This is a genomic window from Bacillus proteolyticus, assembly GCF_001884065.1.
GTDB lineage: Bacteria > Bacillota > Bacilli > Bacillales > Bacillaceae_G > Bacillus_A > Bacillus_A proteolyticus.
In genome coordinates this window covers 52,762-71,853 of the sequence record NZ_MACH01000052.1, presented here as the reverse complement: position 1 = coordinate 71,853, position 19,092 = coordinate 52,762, and the positions used below count along the sequence as shown (strand labels likewise).

Genomic DNA, 19,092 nt, shown 5'->3' with positions numbered 1-19,092 from the left:
TTCCACCAGCAAAGGACCTCTTGCTGGTGGATACAAATTCTATAAGTTCCCGCGGCGCTCTTGTTCTCTTTCAATTGATTCGAATAACGCTTTAAAGTTCCCTTCACCAAATCCACGAGAACCTTTACGTTGGATAATCTCAATAAATAAAGTTGGACGATCTACAATTGGTTTCGTAAAGATTTGCAGTAAGTAACCTTCATCATCACGATCTACTAAAATCTTTAATTCTTTTAATTTATCAATTTCTTCATCAATTTTCCCCACTCGCGCAGTTAACTCATCGTAATACGTATCCGGCGTATCTAAAAACTCAACGCCATTTGCACGAAGTACTTCAATTGTTTTCACAATGTCACTTGTTAATAAAGCAAGATGCTGTACACCCGCTCCATTATAGAATTCAAGATATTCTTGAATTTGTGATTTTCTCTTTCCATCTGCTGGTTCGTTAATAGGGAACTTAATACGACTTCCATTCGTCATAACTTTTGACATTAACGCCGAATACTCTGTACTAATATCATCATCGTCGAAATGGATCATTTGTTTAAAGCCCATAACATTCTCGTAATAACTAACCCACTCTTCCATTTTCTCAACGTTACCAACTACATGGTCTACAGCAATTAAACCAGACTCTTCAAATGGAATATTAAACTCAACCTTTTGGAATCCTGGCATAAATGTTCCTTTATAATTTTTACGCTCTACAAGCGTGTGAATTGTATCACCATACGTACCAATAACCGCTTTTTTCAATGTACCGTCCTCATCTGTTAACTCCTCAGGTGGAGCAATCGCAACAGCGCCACGCTTCACCGCTTCAGAGTAGGCTTTATCAACGTCATCAACAAGTAAAGCCACATCTTTCACCCCATCACCATGAGTCTTTACAAACTCTGCAATACGGCTATCGCTACTTAAAGCTCCAGACACAACAAAACGCATATTTTTTTGCACAAGAACATAAGATACCTTTTCACGGTTTCCTGTTTCTAATCCAGAATAAGCTACAATTTTGAATCCAAATGCTCTCGCAAGATAATAACTTGATTGCTTTGCATTCCCTACGTAAAATTCCAAATGATCTACATCGCGTACCGGAAAAAAGTCCTCCATTTGTGCAGCTAGCGTATCCATAGATTTTTGTTTCATAAATTCCTCATCCCCCTGTAAATAGATTAAATGGTCCATAATTAAACCTAACCGAAAACGCTTCCAACATTCGTTAATAGAAATTAGTTAGCAAGCTAACAAATTCTGACCTTTAAAATTTTCTATCTTTTCTGTCAAATTCCTCTTTTTTTCTTACATATAAAATTCGACTTTTTTCTCTTTAAAGTAAAGGGGAACTATTAATACTTGGAGGGATATATAGAAGAAAACAAAAAAGACCCCAACATATTAACTACTTACTAATATGCTAGAGTCTTTATTTGTTTTGGATGATTGTATTTATATGTCTCATACTAATACATTTGTAAGGAATATAATAAACGCTGTTAACACTGCTGCTCCACCTGCTGATACTAAAATATCCATTTTTGTTACTTGTAATACTTGTTCCTTGTTCATATTCCTCATTCTCCCTTCTTTTGTTTTTGTTACAAAATTTTTATTATACTAATACGCTTGAAAGAAATACGATTAATGCTGTTAATACTACTGCTCCGCTTGCTGATCCTAAGAAGTCACCTTTTGTTACATTTAATACTTGCTCGTTGTTCATAATTTCCATTCTCCCTTCTCTTTTTTGTTACAAAACTTCTATTATACTAATACGCTTGAAAGAAATACGATTAATGCTGTTAATACTACTGCTCCGCTTGCTGATCCTAAGAAGTCACCTTTTGTTACATTTAATACTTGCTCGTTGTTCATAATTTCCATTCTCCCTTCTTTTGTTTTTGTTACAAAATTTTTATTATACTAATACGCTTGAAAGAAATACGATTAATGCTGTTAATACTACTGCTCCGCTTGCTGATCCTAAGAAGTCACCTTTTGTTACGTTTAATACTTGCTCGTTGTTCATATCATTCATTCTCCTTTTTTATACGTTATCTATATGTAATTTCTAAGAAATGATTAGTTCATACTTTTTATGTTAACGTTACATTAAAATTAATTACGTAACGTTTGTAACATTAATGTAACATAACTATTATTACGTTGCAATATAATTACGTAAACTTTATTACACTTTTTTTACGTTTTTTCAAATAAACACTCAAAAACCTTGTTTTAATGCGTTTTCCACTACGTCCGCACTTGTAACACTAGTGTAATATTACGGTCATAAAGCGAAATATAATATTATTCATCTCTATTTTGTTACAAAACAAAGTGAAACTTTAATTAGCGAGAGTTCCATTCCCTACTAATTATTCCCCTTCACCAATCGGGCTTTTACTGGCAATTAATGCGGGATAAAATACTATCTTTCCAAGATAAGTTTATATGTTTCCTCTATATAACTATGTATAATGGAAACAAAGAGGTGGTCATTTTGAAATTAATCGCACTAGATATGGATGGTACACTACTATCATCTAATCTTGAAATCTCCAAAGAGAACTTACAAGCTATCCAAACCGCAAAAGAAGCTGGTCATATTGTAATGATTTGTTCTGGCCGCGCGAAAGAGGATGCTTTGAAATTATTGGAAGAATATAAACTATCTCTTCCAGTTGGAGCAAGCAATGGGGCAATTGTTTATGTGGACGGAAAAGTAATTAACTCGCGTTGTTTACAAAATGATAAAGTATACAAGCTTGCAAAATTACTAGAATCTGAAGGTTTCCCATATAAGTTGTACACAAATAAAGGGGTTTATTCTCCTTATACATGGCAAGGTCAAGTCATGCAGGCGTTCGAGGAAAACAAACATACACTAGATGTTACACTTGAGGAACTTGAAAGAATTACAGAAAAACAAAAGAAGTCTAACTTAATTACTGATTTCCAAAAAATAGAAGATGTTGTGAATAATCCAGAATTAGAAATATCTAAATTCTTTATTTTGACATTTAATGCTGCCCATCGTTCGCAGCTATTGCAAACTTTACAAGAAGATACGGACATTTCGGTTACCGCATCAGCTCCTACTAATGTAGAAATTATGGATAAGCATGGTCATAAAGGGAACGGCCTACAAGAAATGGCAGCTTATTTCAATATACCAATTGAAGATACTGTTGCAATCGGCGATAACTTTAATGATGTGCCAATGTTACAAGTAGCTGGCTTATCAGTTGCAATGGGAAATGCCGAAGAAGATGTAAAAAAACTATGTGACGTTGTAACATTAACAAACAATGAGCATGGTGTTGCTCATGCAATCGAGCAATTTGTATTGAAACAAACTTCATCTAGTAAATAAGAAAAGGACTCTTTCAATTTGAAAGAGTCCTTTTCTTTTATACATGATGACAAGCAACAAAGTGCTCTTCACCAACATTACGAAATTCTGGTACTGTTTTTTTACAAACATCTGTCGCAAACGGACAACGTGTATGAAAACGACAACCTGAAGGTGGATTCGCTGGACTTGGAATATCACCCTCTAGTATAATTCGCTCTCGCTTCACTGTTGGATCTGGTATTGGTACAGCCGATAACAAAGCTTTTGTATACGGGTGAAGTGGATTCGCAAATAACTCATCACGCGGTGCCGTCTCCACGATCGTACCTAAATACATAATCCCAATTTTTGTACATAAATGCTCCACTACACTTAAATCATGTGAAATGAATAAATAGGATAATCCCTTTTTCTCCTGTAATTCACTAAACAAATTAATGATTTGCGCTTGAATAGATACATCTAATGCCGCAACAGGCTCATCAGCCACAATAAATTCTGGATCTAATACCATAGCTCTTGCGATAACGATACGCTGACGTTGTCCACCAGAAAACTCATGAGGATATCGGTCAATATGATATGGAGCTAAACCACATAACTCCAATACTTCTATCACCTTTTCACGAACATTTTCCTTCGTCGCTAGCCCATGAGCCAACATTGGCTCACCAAGTGCTTCTCCAATTCTCATTCTAGGATTTAATGAGCTAAATGGATCTTGGAACACGAGCTGCATATTAGGACGGTGCTTTCTCAGCTCCTCTTTTGATAAAGCATGAACATCTTGACCTTTAAACTTCACTTCACCTTCTGTTTTTTGAACGAGACGGAGAATTGTTTTACCTATCGTCGTCTTCCCACTTCCAGACTCTCCTACTAGGCCAAACACTTCTCCTTTATCAATTGTAAAGCTTACCCCATCTACCGCTTTCACATGTCCAATCGTTCTACTAAATACGCCGCCCTTAATCGGAAAATACGTTTTTAAGTTCTTCACTTCTAATAATGGTTCACTCATTGCCCAGCACGCTCCTCATATAACCAACAAGCTACTTTATGATCTTCGTCATGCACATTAAGATTTGGCGCTTCATTTTTGCATATTTCCATGCAATGTTCACAGCGACCACTAAAGTAGCAAAACTCATCTAAGCCAACCAAATTAGGAACTTGCCCTGGAATAGAATAAAGTTTATCTGTTCGTTGCCCCATTACTGGTTTTGATTTTAGCAGCCCTTGCGTATATGGATGTTTTGGGTTTTGAAAGATTTCTAGTACCGGTGCCTCTTCAATAACTTTTCCACCATACATAACGACAACATAATCGGCCATTTCCGCTACAACACCTAGATCATGTGTAATTAATAAAATCGATGTTTTAAATTCCTCTTTTACTTGTCTTAGTAAATCTAATATTTGAGCTTGAATCGTAACATCAAGAGCTGTTGTCGGTTCATCTGCAATTAATAACTTTGGATTACAACTAAGTGCAACAGCAATCATAATGCGTTGTAACATACCACCACTTAGTTCATGTGGATAAGAATGGACAATTTCATCAGCGCGAGCTATACCAACTTTACGAATTAATTCAATTGCCTTTTTGTATGCTTCGTTTTTACTAAGTAGCTCATGCTCCCTTAACGTTTCTACAATTTGTTCGCCTACGGTGAAGACAGGATTTAGCGATGTCATCGGTTCTTGGAAAATCATCGCAATGTCATTACCTCGCAAACTTCGAAGCTCTTTCTCTTTCATTCCTAAAAGACTTTTTCCTTCATAAAGAATGTCACCACCGACAATACCGCCGGATTCAGCAATAAGTCCCATAATAGATAAAGCCGTTACACTTTTCCCGCAACCTGATTCGCCTACTACACAAACTGTTTCACCTTCTCGAACTGAAAAGCTAACATGATTGACAGCCTTTACTGTACCTTCTTCCGTCTGAAAATGTGTTTGTAAATCCTTTAGCTCTACCACTGCTTTACTCATGCTTCCTCACCTACCGCTTCATCTTTGGATCTAATGCATCACGAAGTGCATCGCCAAGTACATTAATTGATACAACTGTTATAAAGATTGCAAAACCAGGCGGTATCCATAACCACGGGCGTTTTTGGAAATCGATTAATGAGTTTGCTGCACTAATCATATTTCCCCATGATGGTGTAGGCGGGACAACGCCAAGACCTAAGTAACTTAGTGCAGACTCTCCTAAAATAGAACCCGCAACACCTAATGTTGATACAACAATTAATATCGGCAGAACATTCGGTATTAAATGATATACTATTTTCCGGTAATCGTTTATCCCAAGCACATCAGCAGCTTGCATAAACGATTGTTCTCGTAGCGATAAAATTTGACCTCGCACGAGGCGTGCAAGTCCTGGCCAACCTACTAAACTTAAAATGATCATAATGACATAAAGACGATAATCAGATGGTACTTTCCATTCTGATAAAATAGCTCCCATTATAATAAGCAATGGTAATCCTGGCATCGACATTAAAATATCAGCAAGACGCATTATAATATTGTCGACGATGCCACGGTAAAAACCTGCAATCGCTCCTAATAAAGCACCTAGTATAACGGATAACACCATTGAAGCTAAGCCGATTGTTAATGAAATCCGTCCGGCTTGCATAAGCCTCGTTAAAATATCCCTTCCTAATTGATCTGTACCAAGCCAATGAGAAAAACTAGGTGGTTTGTTAATTAGCGTAACTTGTATTTTCCCTGATGCATACGGCGAAAAGAATGGACCGATAAAACAAAATAAAAACATAAAAACTAATGCGTAAAATCCTATAAGTGCCATTTTATTTTTCTTTATCCTTTTAAAAGCTTGCCTCCATGGCGATGATTCATTCCGTCTTTTCTTCTTTGCTTTTTTCTCTGTAATTGCTGTAACAGTTTCCATCTCTTCCCCCCCTTACTTCAACCGAATACGTGGATCAACAACTGCATATACAACATCCGCAAAAAAGTTTGAAACAATTGTCAAACAAGAAAGAAACATCGTAAATGCCATTAATACCGTATAATCACGAAAATTAAGTGCTTCTAATTGAATATTACCAATACCCGGCCAATTGAAAATTTGTTCTATAATAATTGCTCCTGAAAACAATCCTGGTAATTCAAATGCAAGCAATGTAATAGCCGGCAAAATTGCATTTTTTAGTGCATGTTTATAAATAACAGTCTTTTCCTTTAAACCTTTTGCTCTAGCCGTTCGAATGTAATCTTGCCGTACAACTTCTAACATACTCGTTCTAAAATAACGAGTTAATGAGCCAACTCCAAGAAGAGTCAAAATAAACACGGGTAAAACCATATGCTTTGCAACTTCTATTACGTAAGCAAGCCCCGTCGAATTACTTCCAACATCAATCATCCCGCCTATCGGTAATAGCTTAAAGTCAACCGCAAACACTTTAATTAAAAACAAACCGATAAAGAATGAAGGGAATGACATCGCTGCAAATACACCAATTGTTACAAGCTTATCGAATAAAGAATGTTGCTTTGTCGCTGAAAACACACCGATAATAAGTGCAATTAGCCAAATAAAGAACAATGCAATGATCGCAACAATAAACGAATTCCATATGAATTTATTTAATAATGATGTTACAGGTTCTTGATATTGAAGTGAAAAACCAAAGTCACCCTGCAATGCATTACCTAACCAATGAAAGTAACGCTCAACAATTGGTTTATTTAAACCATATAGCTCTCTAAGTTCCTCAGCTCTTTGCGGTGTAATCTTTGGATTTGAATCAATATAGTCACCTGGAAGAAGCGCGAACAAAAAAAAGATAATAACTGACGTACCCAACAGTGTAGGAATCATTTGTAACACCCTACGAATGATATATGTTTTCACCCTTTTTCTCTCCAATCTTATGCTTAAAATAGAAGAACATTTTTTCAAAACGGCACACTACTTGCCGAATGAAAAAATGTCTTCTACTTATACATTCTTATCGTTATTTTTCAATAGATAATACTGGTAAGTTTGAACTAATACTATTGTATTTTTCAGGGTCAATTCCTTTTATATTCCCGTTGTATCCTGTAATTGTTCTACGGTAGTTTAATAGAATTACTGGTGGGTCATCACTTAATTCTTTATACAATTCTTTGTAAATAGGTTTACGTTTCTCAATATCAACTGTCTCAATACCTTTTTTAATTAACTCATCAACTTTTGCATTTTTATAACCAAGACTCTCCTTATTAACACCAGATAAATATTCACCTGCAGTTTCACTCGGATCAGTTGTAATCGGTGTAGCAACAGAAGCTAAATCATAATCACCTTTATTTACCTTCGAAAGCATAGTATTAAAGTCCATAAATTCAGGATTAAATTCTACACCTATCTCTTTATAATTCTCTTTTGCAATTGGAATTAATAAATCACTATCTTTAGCCGAACTTGGGCCGAAATAAGAAAGCTTTAATTTTTGACCATCTTTTTCACGAACTCCATCCGAACCAACTTTCCATCCTGCTTCATCTAATAATTTTTTCGCTTTTTCTTTGTCGTATTCATATTTATTAACTCCTTCTTCTGTATAAGCCCAAGAAGTTGGATGAATTGGTACATTAGCTACCGTACCGTATCCTTTCAATGCTGTATCAACATATTTTTTACGATCTAACCCGTAAATAAGTGCTTGGCGAACCTTTTTATCTTTTAAGTACGGCTTATTATTATTCATATAAATATAGTTAAATGATGCAGCTGTTTCGATTTGAATGTTCGCGAATTGTAAACCTTTCGCCTGTTCAAGAATTTCATCACCAGTACCTAGGCCAGTATAGTCAACTTCGCCTGTTTGGAACAATTGGAGTTTTGTATCACCAGCAGTAATTTTATAAATGAAGTTTGGAATTTTCGGCTTACCTGCATAATAATTTTCGTTTGCTACAAAACGAACTTCTTGACCTGGAATATACTTTTCAAATTTATATGGCCCCGCAGCTATCGGTTTTCCATATAACTCTTTTAAATAATCTAAACTTGTATTTTGTTTATAGTCTTTTCCATAATACGCTTTTGATAACACCGGTCCACCTAAAGCAGTTAGTGTCTGCGAATTAACTTTTTCAGTCGTAATTTTAATTGTCTGTGGATCAACAACTTGAATTCCTTCAATAGAAGTTGCTTTTCCTTCTTTATATTCTTTACCACCTTTAACAGCATATTGAGAGATGTCTATTTCTCCTTCATATGCCTTATCATGTAAAAGCGTCAATGTGAACGCTACATCATCCGCTGTTAATGGCGAACCATCACTAAATTTTAAATCTTTACGTAAATGGAATGTATATGTTAACTGATCAGAAGAAACATCCCACTTCTCAGCTAATTCTGGAGTTGGCTTTCCTTGTTTATCTGTCGATACAAGCGACGCAAAAATGACAGAGGTTACATTTCCATCCCAACCATTTTGCTGGAAGTATGGTAAAAAGACACCACCCGGTTTACTAATCCCAACAACTAACGTGTCTTTTCGATTTTTTGCTTTATCGGGTACTTTCGTCTTATCTGTAGCAGCAATCTTTTCGATTTTTATATTTTTTAAATCTTGCTGTTTAACTGGTTCTGTAGAAGCCGTATCTTCCTGTCCCCCGCAAGCAGATAACACAAACGAACTACTCAATAATACTGAAAATACACCAGCCCATTTTTTTGTCTTTTTCTTCATTGTCCCCACCCTAACTTTTTTTAATAATTACACTTTATGAACTGCTTGCCTTATGTATGCCTCCCACAGCAACATTTATAGCCAATCGGAAAAGTCGGTTTTGAACGTAAAAAAAGATGTTTTTGAGGGGTAACAATCTTATTCCGACCTTTCCGGTAGACTTTATGGTTATTAGCTTATATCTTTCAGTATATTTTGTCAATTATTTCTATATAAATATTTCGAGAATTCTCCAAAAATTATTGAGCAATATTCAATTTAGGTAAACTTAACAAAATACCATTATAGTTATCTTCTTGTAATCCTTGAATTCGTGCATTATGTGCAGACACGACTTTACTATTGTTTAAGAAGATAACAGGTGGATCCTCACTTAACTCTTGATATAATTTTTTATAGATTTCTTTTCGTTTTTCAGTATCCAATGTTTCTAGTGCCTGCTTAGCTAATTCATCTACCTTCGGATTATAATATCCATCATAATTACGCTTACTTGTCGAAACAAACTCCTCAATTGTTCCGCTCGGATCATCAATCATCGGTGTGGAGACCATCGCTAAATCATAATCTCCTTTAATTACCTTGGAAATCATCGTATTAAAGTCCATGTATTCAGGATTGAAATCTACCCCAATCTTTTTATAATCCTCTTTCATAACGGGGATCATCACATCGTTGATTTTACTTGCAGAAGAAGCAAAATAACTTACCTTCAATTTCTGGCCATCTTTTTCCCGAATACCATCTGCCCCAGCTTTCCACCCTGCTTCATCAAGTAATTTCTTTGCTTTTTCTAAATTATATTCGTATTTATTGATCCCTTCTTCTGTATACGCCCAAGAGACTGGTGTAATTGGTACATTGACGAGTGAAGCATAACCTTGGAAATACGTATCAATTACTTTTTGGCGCTCTAATCCGTAAATAAACGCTTGGCGTACACGTTTATCTTTAAAGTAGGGCTTCTTATAATTCATTTTAATATAGCCGTAAGAACTTCCTATATACACATTAATATTAGCGAAACCTAGCTCTTTTAATTGCTCAATCGTTTCCGCACTTGTCGTGAAACCATCATAATCTACTTCTCCCGCTTGAAATTGTTGCAAATTCGTATCACCTTTTGTAATTTTATAAATAAAGTGCCCAATCTTCGGTTTACCTTCAAAATAATTTTCATTTGCTACAAAACGAACTTCTTGACCTGGAATATATTTATCTAGTTTATACGCTCCTGCTCCCATCGGTTTTCCGTATAACTCTTTTAAGTACTCTAAATTCCCTCGCTTATACTCTTTACCGTAATAAGCTTTTGAAATCACTTCTCCACCAATTAACGACAATGTTTGGGCATTTACCTTTTCAGTTGTAATCGTAATTGTTTTCGGATTAACTACTTGAATGCCTTCAATAACTGTTGCCTTTCCTTCTTTATATGCTTGCCCACCCTTTATTGCGGTTTGACTTATATCAGTTGCTCCGCTATATGCCGGGTCATGTAGTAACGTTAATGTAAATGCTACATCATCTGCAGTTAACGGCGCACCATCACTAAACTTCAAATCATCTTTCAAGTGGAACGTATATGTAAGCTGATCCTCCGAAATATCCCACTTCTTCGCCAAAATGGGAATTGGTTTTCCTTCCTTATCCAATCCAACAAGAGGCGCAAATATAGCTTGCGTTATATTACCATCCCACCCATTCTCCATAAAATGCGGAAGGAATATCCCGCCAGGGCTCGGCATTCCAATTACAAAAGTATCTTTTCTTTCTTTTGCCTTTGCTGGACTTTTTGCTTTGTCACTCCCTTAATAAACTCATCTTTTACTTTCGGCATCTTTGCTGCTTCATTTGTACTTTTCTCTTCTTGAGCGCATCCTGCTAATAAAACCGATGTACTAAGGAATGTAGCAAGTAACCCTTTCAAAGCCTTTCGCATAATTCTCACCCTTACTTTCCTGTTTTTTAATTAAGAGGGAACATAACGCTCCTTTCTGTAACTATCTTTATTTTACCTATAAAAATAGTATGAATTGATTTCAAGATTATTCCTTTTCAATAGGTATGTCAATCCTTACCAATTGTTTTCTCTCAAAAAAACAAAAAACACCTTCTATTACCTAATAGCCACGCATAGAATAATAACAATCAACTACCAAAAAGGGGGCGAAAATATGGACAACCTATTCCAATATGTCCTGCACTATGTGCTATTAACAATCATAATAGTCGGGGCGTTATTACTATTCCCGTTCTTCCCAAAGTTCGTCCTCTTTTTAGCTTTTTTTATTATGCTCGGGATCGCTATTATAATTTCAACGAGGGAAGATACCACACAAAAAGAAAGCAGAGTTCAGCGCGTAAAGCTGTAACTCTGCTTTCTTTTTTCAGTCGTAACGTATTCTTGTTAAACCAATTACGAAAAATACTCCTGCAAATAAAATGAGTATACCAATATATCCTCCTATATCTGCTAATGTGCCTCCCCTTACAATTAACTCCGTAAAGCCACGCATCGCCCAAGTTTGCGGAACAAAATTTGCCGCTGTTTGCATCCAAGCTGGTTCAATTTCAACCGGCCAATAAAGACCACTAATCATACATGTTGAAATTACAACGATATTACCTAGTGCGGACTGCTGTTCTGTTGTTTTTACGATACTTGCCAATAATAAAGCTAGACCAATGACGGCTAATAACAATACTGAAACGAGTGTAATAACCCCTAATAAATTTCCCCACTGCACATCAAATAATGAATGCGTTAATATCATTAAAACACCAAATTGAATCCACCCTATTAAAAAGAAGGAAAGGATATAACCTGCTAGCATTTGAACTTTTGAAACTGGTGTCCCTAATAAACGAGACCAAACACCAAGTTGTCTAGCTTTCAAAATAGTTCCCGTCGCACTTAACATGACAATCATGACGAATAGAATTGAAAAACCTGCAGCTCGACCTGTAACGTTATTTAACTTTTGATCATCATGTAAAATCGATTCTTTTTGAATCGAAACAGGATTTACTTTTGTATAAATTGTTTCATACATCGTTTCCCACGAAGTGTTACTTTTCTTCTCAAAATCTCTTGCCGCACTAACTTCTATCTCCATCTTTTTTAATGCACTTGCTAATACTTGCCCTACAGAAGTTCCACCCGTAAAATCAGCACTGGCTTGAAATTGAATATTTTCTATTTTTCCATCTAGCATACTCTTTTGAAAATCTTTTGAAACGATGATTATACCAGATGATTTCTTGTTTTCGATCCTCTGTTTCCCTTCCTCATATGTTACCTTCTCTATAGAAATTAAATCACTTTTCTTTATTTCCTCATAATACTTGCTAGATAATACAGAACCATCTTTATCCACTAAACTAATATTTACTTTCTCATTCCCACTTCCACCGAAAATAAGTGTAAAAATAATAGGCATTCCAAACATGAGTATATAGCTTTGTGGCTTAATTAAGATTTGTTTTAATTCTAGCCAACAAAGTGCCCAAACCTTTTTCATCATTTCCCCTCCTATCTCGTACGTAAACGTAACGTTCCAATCATAACGGAGATAATTCCTGCACTACATAAACTTAAAATAATAGGGAGTAGCACATCCCAAGATGTTCCCGACATAATATTTAAGAAGCTTGTAAGTGCCCATTTATTTGGAACAATATTCGCAACTGTTTGAAGCGTATCGGGAAATACGTAAATCGGTAACATTGATCCACCTAATATAGCTAATATTTGAATGCCGATTCCCCCCATTAAATCTGCCGTTTTTTCCTCACGAATAAAGGCTGCAATTAGCATGGATAAACCAGAAACACAAATTGCATACGAAACCCCCAACACTACTATTTGAGACACGTCTTCGCCCCATTCCACATGAAACATAAAGTGTGTAGCAACTATAAACATTCCAAATTGTATACAGGCAAATAGTAATGTACCTAAAAATTTCCCGAATAAAATCGAAAATGAACTCGTCGGTGTACTGAACAACCGCGCCAACGTTTCGGTTCGTTGCTCTGTTACAACTGACTTCGCACCTACTGTTATGTTATATAGTAAAAACATGACTAACATCGCTGCTGCATAATATTGCATCGCTGCAACTGTTTTTTTACCAACTGTTCCTTTTTCGATATGATTCGCACTTGCAGTTGCTACCGTCTGTAGATTTCCACTTACCTCTTTTGCAACTTGTGCCACATCACCCTGCTGGGATTTTACTAATTCTGTTACAACACTTTTAGTAGATACTGCGACTGTTTGAACACGTTCTGAAAAAGAGCGGATCATTGATTCGGCAATTTTCGCTTGTATATCTTTTGATGGGTCTATAAGCACCTTTGGTTCTTTTAATTTTCCATCTTGTATTTGTTCGCTCCATTTATTTGGGATGACAATTCCTACATCGATTTTCTTTTCCTTTAACATATCTTCAAGCTCTTCCTGAGAATTAACTACCTTTACTTTCACATCATCTTTTATTTCTTTAGATTGCAATACATCTTTTTGAAAGACATCTGCAAACTCATCCGTTCCCCCTTGATAATAGCCAATTATTGTTTTCGGTAATCCACCACTATCAAATACATTACTTAACGCTGAACCTAAAATCGCTGTTAATAAAAGCGGCATAATTAACATCATCATAAATCCGCGGCGGTCGATTAAACGGATTTTTAAATCTTTCCATGCAATAATGAAACTTTTCATTTCGCACTAACCTCCTTAATCACGCAGTGAACGTCCTGTTAATTGTAAAAATAGTGCCTCTAAATTCGGTTCTTGTACTTCCAGCTTTAAAATTTGCGCGTTGTTCTCAACAACTACTGAAACAACTGTACCAATTGCCTCGCCACCATTTAATCCAATGTCAATCGTGCTATTATCTTCGTCAAAAATAATACGCTCAACAACAGGTAGTGCTTTCAACTTTTGTAGCAGTTCCGTACTATAGCGATTTAATTGCAATTTCACTATAAATCCATCTGTCAGACGATTACATAACTCTCTTTTCGTTCCTAGTGCAATTACCTTTCCGTGATCAACGATGGCAATTCGCTCACATAAATACTCAACTTCTTCCATGTAATGACTCGTATAAATGACCGTCATGCCTTTTTCATTTAATTTTTTAACAGTCTCTAAAATATGATTTCTCGATTGCGGATCAATCCCGACTGTCGGTTCATCCATAATTAATAACTCTGGTTCGTGCATAAGTGCTGCACCAATATTAATACGCCTTTTCATTCCACCTGAAAATGTTTCAATTTTATCTTTTCCCCGATCCTGTAAACCGACGTAACCTAACACTTCCTCCGCTCGCTCTTTTGCAACTTTTCCATTTAAACCGTACATCTTTCCCCAAAAAACCAAATTTTCCTTTGCTGAAAGTGTCGGATACAGCGCAATGTCTTGCGGAACAATACCAATTTTCTTTTTCGCTTCTAATGGATACTCTTTTACCGATTTCCCACCAACTTTTATATCACCACTATCGTATGGAATTAATCCGCAAATCATTGATATCGTCGTTGATTTTCCTGCCCCATTTGGGCCAAGCAATCCAAATGTTTCACCTTTTTTCACTTCAAAAGAAACATTCTTTACGATTTCCTTCTTACCAAATGATTTCGTAATATGATCTATGACTAACATATTGATTCAGCCCCTTTGCATTCATCTACACTTTCATTGTAGAAAAATTTCTTCTTCTCTCCATCACCCTTAAGATAGAAATACAAAATAAAAAAGCAGCAAATTCTGCTGCCTTTTCACACTTGTATATGCCAAAAGTCATGTGTATGTCGTAACACCGTATCTTACTGCGTATATTGCTGCTTGTGTTCGATCTCTTAGTTCTAGCTTACTAATTAAATTAGAAACGTGATTCTTTACAGTTCCCTCTGTAATGAATAACTTTTCAGCAATCTCTTTATTATTTAAACCGCGCCCAATTTCCTTTAAAACATCTACTTCACGCTCAGTTAATTGTTCTAGTTGTTCTGGTGTGGGGCACTCTACTGCTACTTTTGTCTTTTTTAATTCTTTTACAATTTGCGCTGTTATATCTTGAGGAAGCACAGCACCTCCACCGTGTACCGTTAAAATAGCTTGAACGATTGCATCCGTCTCCATATCCTTCAATAAATATCCGCTTGCCCCTTGCTCTAATGCTTCAAAAATAAGCTCACTATCACTAAAAGTCGTTAACATAAGAACCTTTATATGAGGAAACTTTTCTCTAACTAAACGAGTTCCTTCAACACCATTCATACGAGGCATCCGAATATCCATCAAAATAATTTCAGGCTGTAATTGTTTCACCTTTTGTACAACTTCATCCCCATCACTAGCCGTCCCCACCACTTCAAGTTCCGGACGCAAATTTAATATCATTGCCAATCCATCACGAATCAGTGATTGATCATCAACAATCATAATTCGAATCATAACGCTCCCCCTATTATCCATGTTTTTTCTCGCAGTGGGAATTCGATTTTTAAGCGAAAACCTTTTTCTATTTCACTCTCAAATTGAATGATTCCACCATGCTCCTCTACACGTTCTTTCATATTAAGTAACCCAAACCCAGGACTTACTTCATTGACTCCCATACCATTATCCAAAATACATAACTTAACTTGTTCCATTGAACAAACTAAACTTACTTCACACAAGCTAGCTTTCCCGTGACGTTTTGCATTCGTTAAAGACTCTTGCATAATACGAAGCAGCGTAGGCTGTAGTGACAACGGAATCTCAACCGGATCCCCTTGCAATTGAAAAGATATTTGTACTTTCGTCGCTTTAGAATATTCATGTAACATTTCACGCATATTCTCTATTATGTTCCCTAGTTTACTTTCCTCTTTTAAGGCATGCACAGAAGCTCTCACTTCTTGAAGTGATTTTCTAGCTAACCCATGACATGTATGTAATACCTCTTCTGTAGCGTCCGATTTTTGTTTCCATAAAGCCTCCGCTAGTTGTAATTGAACAAGTAAGGCAGTCATATTGTGACCGACTGTATCATGAATTTCTCGGGCAATATCATTCCGCTCCCGAACAGCAGTCAATTCTTCCACCTCTTTAGCATATAACCGTAATTGTTCATGAGCTTCTTTTAAAGCTGTATGAGATGATGCTAATTCCCCATATTGCTCATCTACCATTTGCCGAGCAGCTGTAAGTTTTTTTATTAAGTTTCCAGCTAAAGCACTGAAAACGATGAACATAAAGTTAATTGCATTACTCTCCAATTCCAGGCTCCCTGTATGTTGATACGTATGTAGTATATTTATAAACCAACAAAGAAAGAAAAAAGCGATAAAAAAATAAGTCATCCTTTTACGCCAATCATGAATAAATAATCCTACCGCATCAATTCCAAATATAATTAAATACAAACATGTCTCGGGAAATAAAAACCCTAATAATGCTGTGACAATACCGTTTGTGAGCAAGGTATAAAAAATGATTTTCCTACTCTCTTTTGCTTTTACAAGTAAAATATGATTCACAATATAAATGAAAAGTGCAATACCGACAAAAAATTGTAAATTCGCTGTTTCACGTGAAACATGATTTGCGTAAACTAAACAAATCATAACGATTGTAGCAATCCGCGCGTATCCTAACATAAAATTCCCCTCACGTTTCCGTAGCATAAAGCTCATTTCCTCATCATACTAACAAGAAAATTATACCAATTTTTACCCCTTCGTTATACAAAAAAGAGCAAGCCCTCCCTCAAAATCCGGGAAAACAACTCGCTCTTTTTCATTCTATTTTCTTTACTCTACAATATTCTCTAACTCATTATATAACTCCGCTCGCAAAAACTCTTTTTTCGTTTTTTCTTCATACAATTGTTCAAGCATTTCAACATCAACTACATGTTCCATTTTACATTCGAGTGCATATATATCTTCTTCTATATGCATTAACTCGTTTTCAACTTCCTCTAAATTCCTAGACTCCTTCTTTTTTATAGGTATTACTTTTAACACTTTATTCCCTTGCTGCTTCTGTTTTGCTACTTGTTTCTCAATTCTTTCTTCCCACTTTTGACGAGCCCATGCATAGTTCCCCGCAAACTCAAATAATTTGTGCTCATCAATCCAATATGTCTTTTCAAACAATTTATTTAAGAAATAACGATCATGTGAAACAGCTAAAATCGTTCCGTTATATTGTTCAAGGGCTTCCTCTAAAACTTCCCTTGATTCAATATCAAGATGATTCGTCGGTTCATCTAAAATAAGAAAGTTAACATCTTGATACATAAGTTGCGCGAGCCTTAACCTCATTTTTTCTCCGCCACTCAGTTGCGTTACTTTCTTAAAAACAGCTGGACCATAAAATAAAAAGCGAGCTAATATATGTCTTGCCTCTCCCTCTGTTACAGCTACACAATCTCTGAAAGCTTCCAATACATTGTTCTTCATATTCCCGTACGCATGTTGCGATAAATAACCGATTTTCACACTACTACCAATCCGAATTTCTCCAGCATCTTGCTTCATTTCTTCTAATAGTAATTTTAATAACGTAGTCTTTCCTGTACCATTACGTCCAACGATAGCTGAGCGCTCCTGAAAACGAATATGCAAATTTACTTTCTCGAATAAAGATCGTTCAGCAAATCCTTTACTCACTTCTTTCATTACAACAACATCTTTTCCGCTTCTCTCTTGCCCTTCAAACTGAAGTCCCATCTGTTTTCTATCCAAAATGGGTCTCTTTAGTTTCTCTATACGCTCTAATGCGCGTTCCATATTTCTCGCTCTCTTATGCAATCCTTCATTCGGCGGATTCGCCTGATTTGCCCATTCACGTAGACGCTTAATTGCTTCTTTCATTTTCTTTATTTTCTTTTGCTGTTCTTGATACGCTTGAAATTCTTGAAGCAGCCTTTCTTCCTTTTCCTCAACAAACTGGGAATAGTTCGTATGATATACGTGAATTTCTCCATCTTCTAGATCAAAAATTTTCGTTACAACTTCATCAAGGAAATAGCGATCATGTGAAATGATCATAACTGTTCCTGTATATTCTTTTAGAAATTGCTCTAACCATTCCACTGCAAATAAATCTAGATGATTTGTTGGTTCATCTAATAAAAGTAAATCTGGTTTCTGCAATAGCATATACGCAAGGCTTACTTTTGTTTGTTCTCCACCACTTAACTCCATAAATGATCGGGGAAATAGTTCCGTCACCTGTAGACCATTTGCTACCTTCATAATATTCGCTTCTATTTCGTACCCACCGAGAAACGCGTACCTTTCTTGAATTACTCCGTACCTCTCCATCAATTTTTGTAAAGCAGATGCTTCCTGTTCTTCCGCCATATTCTTTTCTAAAGCATGCATTTCTCTTTCTAATTCCTTTTCTTCTTTAAAAGCGGAGCTCAATACATCATATACAGTCATATCCTCATCAAATTTTGGAATTTGCGCCACATGACCAATACGTGTACCTTTCTTCATATGAATGGCTCCTTCGTCCAAACTCTCCATTCCTGTTAGAAGCTGCAAGATAGTTGTCTTCCCGCTACCGTTACGACCAACTAAACCAATACGTTCACCATTCTTTATTTCAAGCGATATATTTTCAAATATGATGTTTCCACCAAAAGATTTCGTTATATTATTTACACTACAAATTGTCATTTTCCGTACTCCTTTCAATATAAAAAACCATGGGAAAGAAACATTCCCCATGGTTTTTGGCATAGAAAAAGGAAGCCAAATAGCTCCCTTTTCACACGTTTATCAAAAATGGGTGAAGAGACTTCTATCGTTCAATAGCTACTATGCAATTGTTAAAAAAGGGCATACGTATCCCGTTAACAACTACATCATGAAAAATCGCACGACAAAAATAGATATAATCTAAAAATTTGGCACGCGCAGCTAAAGAACGTTTCATCTCATTCACCCCTTTCGTACGGAATTTAATACTAC

At 36.0% G+C, this 19,092-nt stretch carries 19 protein-coding genes and 1 pseudogene; 2 read left to right on the top strand and 18 right to left on the bottom strand.

Annotated elements, in window-relative coordinates:
• Window positions 1-39: 39 nt before the first annotated feature.
• From hppD to BAQ49_RS05655, 5 genes are all read right to left on the bottom strand, one after another.
• Entirely contained in the window at window positions 40-1,158 is a 1,119-nt protein-coding gene (hppD, locus tag BAQ49_RS05675) for a 4-hydroxyphenylpyruvate dioxygenase (protein WP_071744531.1), read from the bottom strand.
• Between the two features lie 309 nt (window positions 1,159-1,467).
• Complete coding sequence (locus BAQ49_RS05670) at window positions 1,468-1,578, bottom strand: DUF3948 family protein (protein WP_002113412.1); 111 nt, start codon at window positions 1,576-1,578, stop codon at window positions 1,468-1,470.
• Between the two features lie 43 nt (window positions 1,579-1,621).
• The gene (locus tag BAQ49_RS05665) at window positions 1,622-1,732 is read right to left on the bottom strand and encodes a DUF3948 family protein (RefSeq protein WP_001058532.1); all 111 of its coding nucleotides are present in this window, start codon (window positions 1,730-1,732) and stop codon (window positions 1,622-1,624) included.
• Between the two features lie 41 nt (window positions 1,733-1,773).
• Window positions 1,774-1,884 carry a DUF3948 family protein gene (locus BAQ49_RS05660; RefSeq protein WP_001058532.1) on the bottom strand — a complete coding sequence of 37 codons (111 nt, stop codon included), beginning with the start codon at window positions 1,882-1,884 and terminating at the stop codon, window positions 1,774-1,776.
• A gap of 43 nt (window positions 1,885-1,927) precedes the next feature.
• Window positions 1,928-2,047 carry a DUF3948 family protein gene (locus BAQ49_RS05655; RefSeq protein ID WP_002009865.1) on the bottom strand — a complete coding sequence of 40 codons (120 nt, stop codon included), beginning with the start codon at window positions 2,045-2,047 and terminating at the stop codon, window positions 1,928-1,930.
• Window positions 2,048-2,512: 465 nt separating this feature from the next.
• Here BAQ49_RS05655 and BAQ49_RS05650 point away from each other — a divergent pair, with 465 nt between their 5' ends.
• A complete protein-coding gene (locus tag BAQ49_RS05650; protein ID WP_071744529.1) occupies window positions 2,513-3,385 on the top strand; it encodes a Cof-type HAD-IIB family hydrolase in 873 nt (290 codons plus the stop codon).
• 37 nt (window positions 3,386-3,422) lie between these two features.
• Here the strand turns inward: BAQ49_RS05650 and BAQ49_RS05645 are convergent, their stop codons facing one another.
• The 6 genes and pseudogenes from BAQ49_RS05645 to BAQ49_RS05620 form a co-directional block, all read right to left on the bottom strand.
• Window positions 3,423-4,388: an ABC transporter ATP-binding protein gene (locus BAQ49_RS05645; protein WP_071744528.1), complete on the bottom strand. Its 966-nt coding sequence runs from the start codon at window positions 4,386-4,388 to the stop codon at window positions 3,423-3,425.
• Entirely contained in the window at window positions 4,385-5,365 is a 981-nt protein-coding gene (locus tag BAQ49_RS05640) for an ABC transporter ATP-binding protein (RefSeq protein WP_071744527.1), read from the bottom strand. Before BAQ49_RS05640 ends, BAQ49_RS05645 begins: the two co-directional genes overlap by 4 nt.
• Window positions 5,366-5,375: 10 nt before the next feature.
• Window positions 5,376-6,299, bottom strand: a complete 924-nt coding sequence (opp4C, locus tag BAQ49_RS05635) for an oligopeptide ABC transporter permease (RefSeq protein ID WP_071744526.1) — start codon at window positions 6,297-6,299, stop codon at window positions 5,376-5,378.
• A 12-nt stretch (window positions 6,300-6,311) separates the two neighbouring features.
• Window positions 6,312-7,268, bottom strand: a complete 957-nt coding sequence (locus BAQ49_RS05630) for an ABC transporter permease (RefSeq protein ID WP_071744525.1) — start codon at window positions 7,266-7,268, stop codon at window positions 6,312-6,314.
• A gap of 103 nt (window positions 7,269-7,371) precedes the next feature.
• Window positions 7,372-9,099: an ABC transporter substrate-binding protein gene (locus tag BAQ49_RS05625; protein ID WP_071744524.1), complete on the bottom strand. Its 1,728-nt coding sequence runs from the start codon at window positions 9,097-9,099 to the stop codon at window positions 7,372-7,374.
• 239 nt (window positions 9,100-9,338) lie between these two features.
• Window positions 9,339-11,041 (bottom strand): annotated as a pseudogene (locus tag BAQ49_RS05620) (ABC transporter substrate-binding protein).
• Between the two features lie 235 nt (window positions 11,042-11,276).
• On the opposite strand from BAQ49_RS05620, the gene BAQ49_RS05615 reads away from it, so the two are divergent.
• Window positions 11,277-11,474, top strand: coding sequence for a hypothetical protein (locus BAQ49_RS05615; protein ID WP_002115459.1), 198 nt, complete (start codon window positions 11,277-11,279; stop codon window positions 11,472-11,474).
• 15 nt (window positions 11,475-11,489) lie between these two features.
• Here BAQ49_RS05615 and BAQ49_RS05610 read toward each other — a convergent pair whose 3' ends face one another.
• The 7 genes from BAQ49_RS05610 to BAQ49_RS33870 form a co-directional block, all read right to left on the bottom strand.
• Window positions 11,490-12,623 carry an ABC transporter permease gene (locus BAQ49_RS05610; protein ID WP_071744523.1) on the bottom strand — a complete coding sequence of 378 codons (1,134 nt, stop codon included), beginning with the start codon at window positions 12,621-12,623 and terminating at the stop codon, window positions 11,490-11,492.
• A gap of 11 nt (window positions 12,624-12,634) precedes the next feature.
• Window positions 12,635-13,831 carry an ABC transporter permease gene (locus tag BAQ49_RS05605; protein ID WP_071744522.1) on the bottom strand — a complete coding sequence of 399 codons (1,197 nt, stop codon included), beginning with the start codon at window positions 13,829-13,831 and terminating at the stop codon, window positions 12,635-12,637.
• A 15-nt stretch (window positions 13,832-13,846) separates the two neighbouring features.
• Window positions 13,847-14,779, bottom strand: coding sequence for an ABC transporter ATP-binding protein (locus BAQ49_RS05600; protein WP_071744521.1), 933 nt, complete (start codon window positions 14,777-14,779; stop codon window positions 13,847-13,849).
• 138 nt (window positions 14,780-14,917) lie between these two features.
• A complete protein-coding gene (locus BAQ49_RS05595; protein ID WP_071744520.1) occupies window positions 14,918-15,574 on the bottom strand; it encodes a response regulator in 657 nt (218 codons plus the stop codon).
• Entirely contained in the window at window positions 15,571-16,764 is a 1,194-nt protein-coding gene (locus BAQ49_RS05590; protein WP_071744519.1) for a sensor histidine kinase, read from the bottom strand. The genes BAQ49_RS05595 and BAQ49_RS05590 overlap by 4 nt, the downstream gene beginning before the upstream one ends.
• Window positions 16,765-16,917: 153 nt before the next feature.
• The gene (abc-f, locus tag BAQ49_RS05585) at window positions 16,918-18,798 is read right to left on the bottom strand and encodes a ribosomal protection-like ABC-F family protein (RefSeq protein WP_071744518.1); all 1,881 of its coding nucleotides are present in this window, start codon (window positions 18,796-18,798) and stop codon (window positions 16,918-16,920) included.
• A gap of 124 nt (window positions 18,799-18,922) precedes the next feature.
• A complete protein-coding gene (locus BAQ49_RS33870) occupies window positions 18,923-19,057 on the bottom strand; it encodes an RAxF-45 family protein (protein WP_079999070.1) in 135 nt (44 codons plus the stop codon).
• Window positions 19,058-19,092 lie beyond the last annotated feature (35 nt).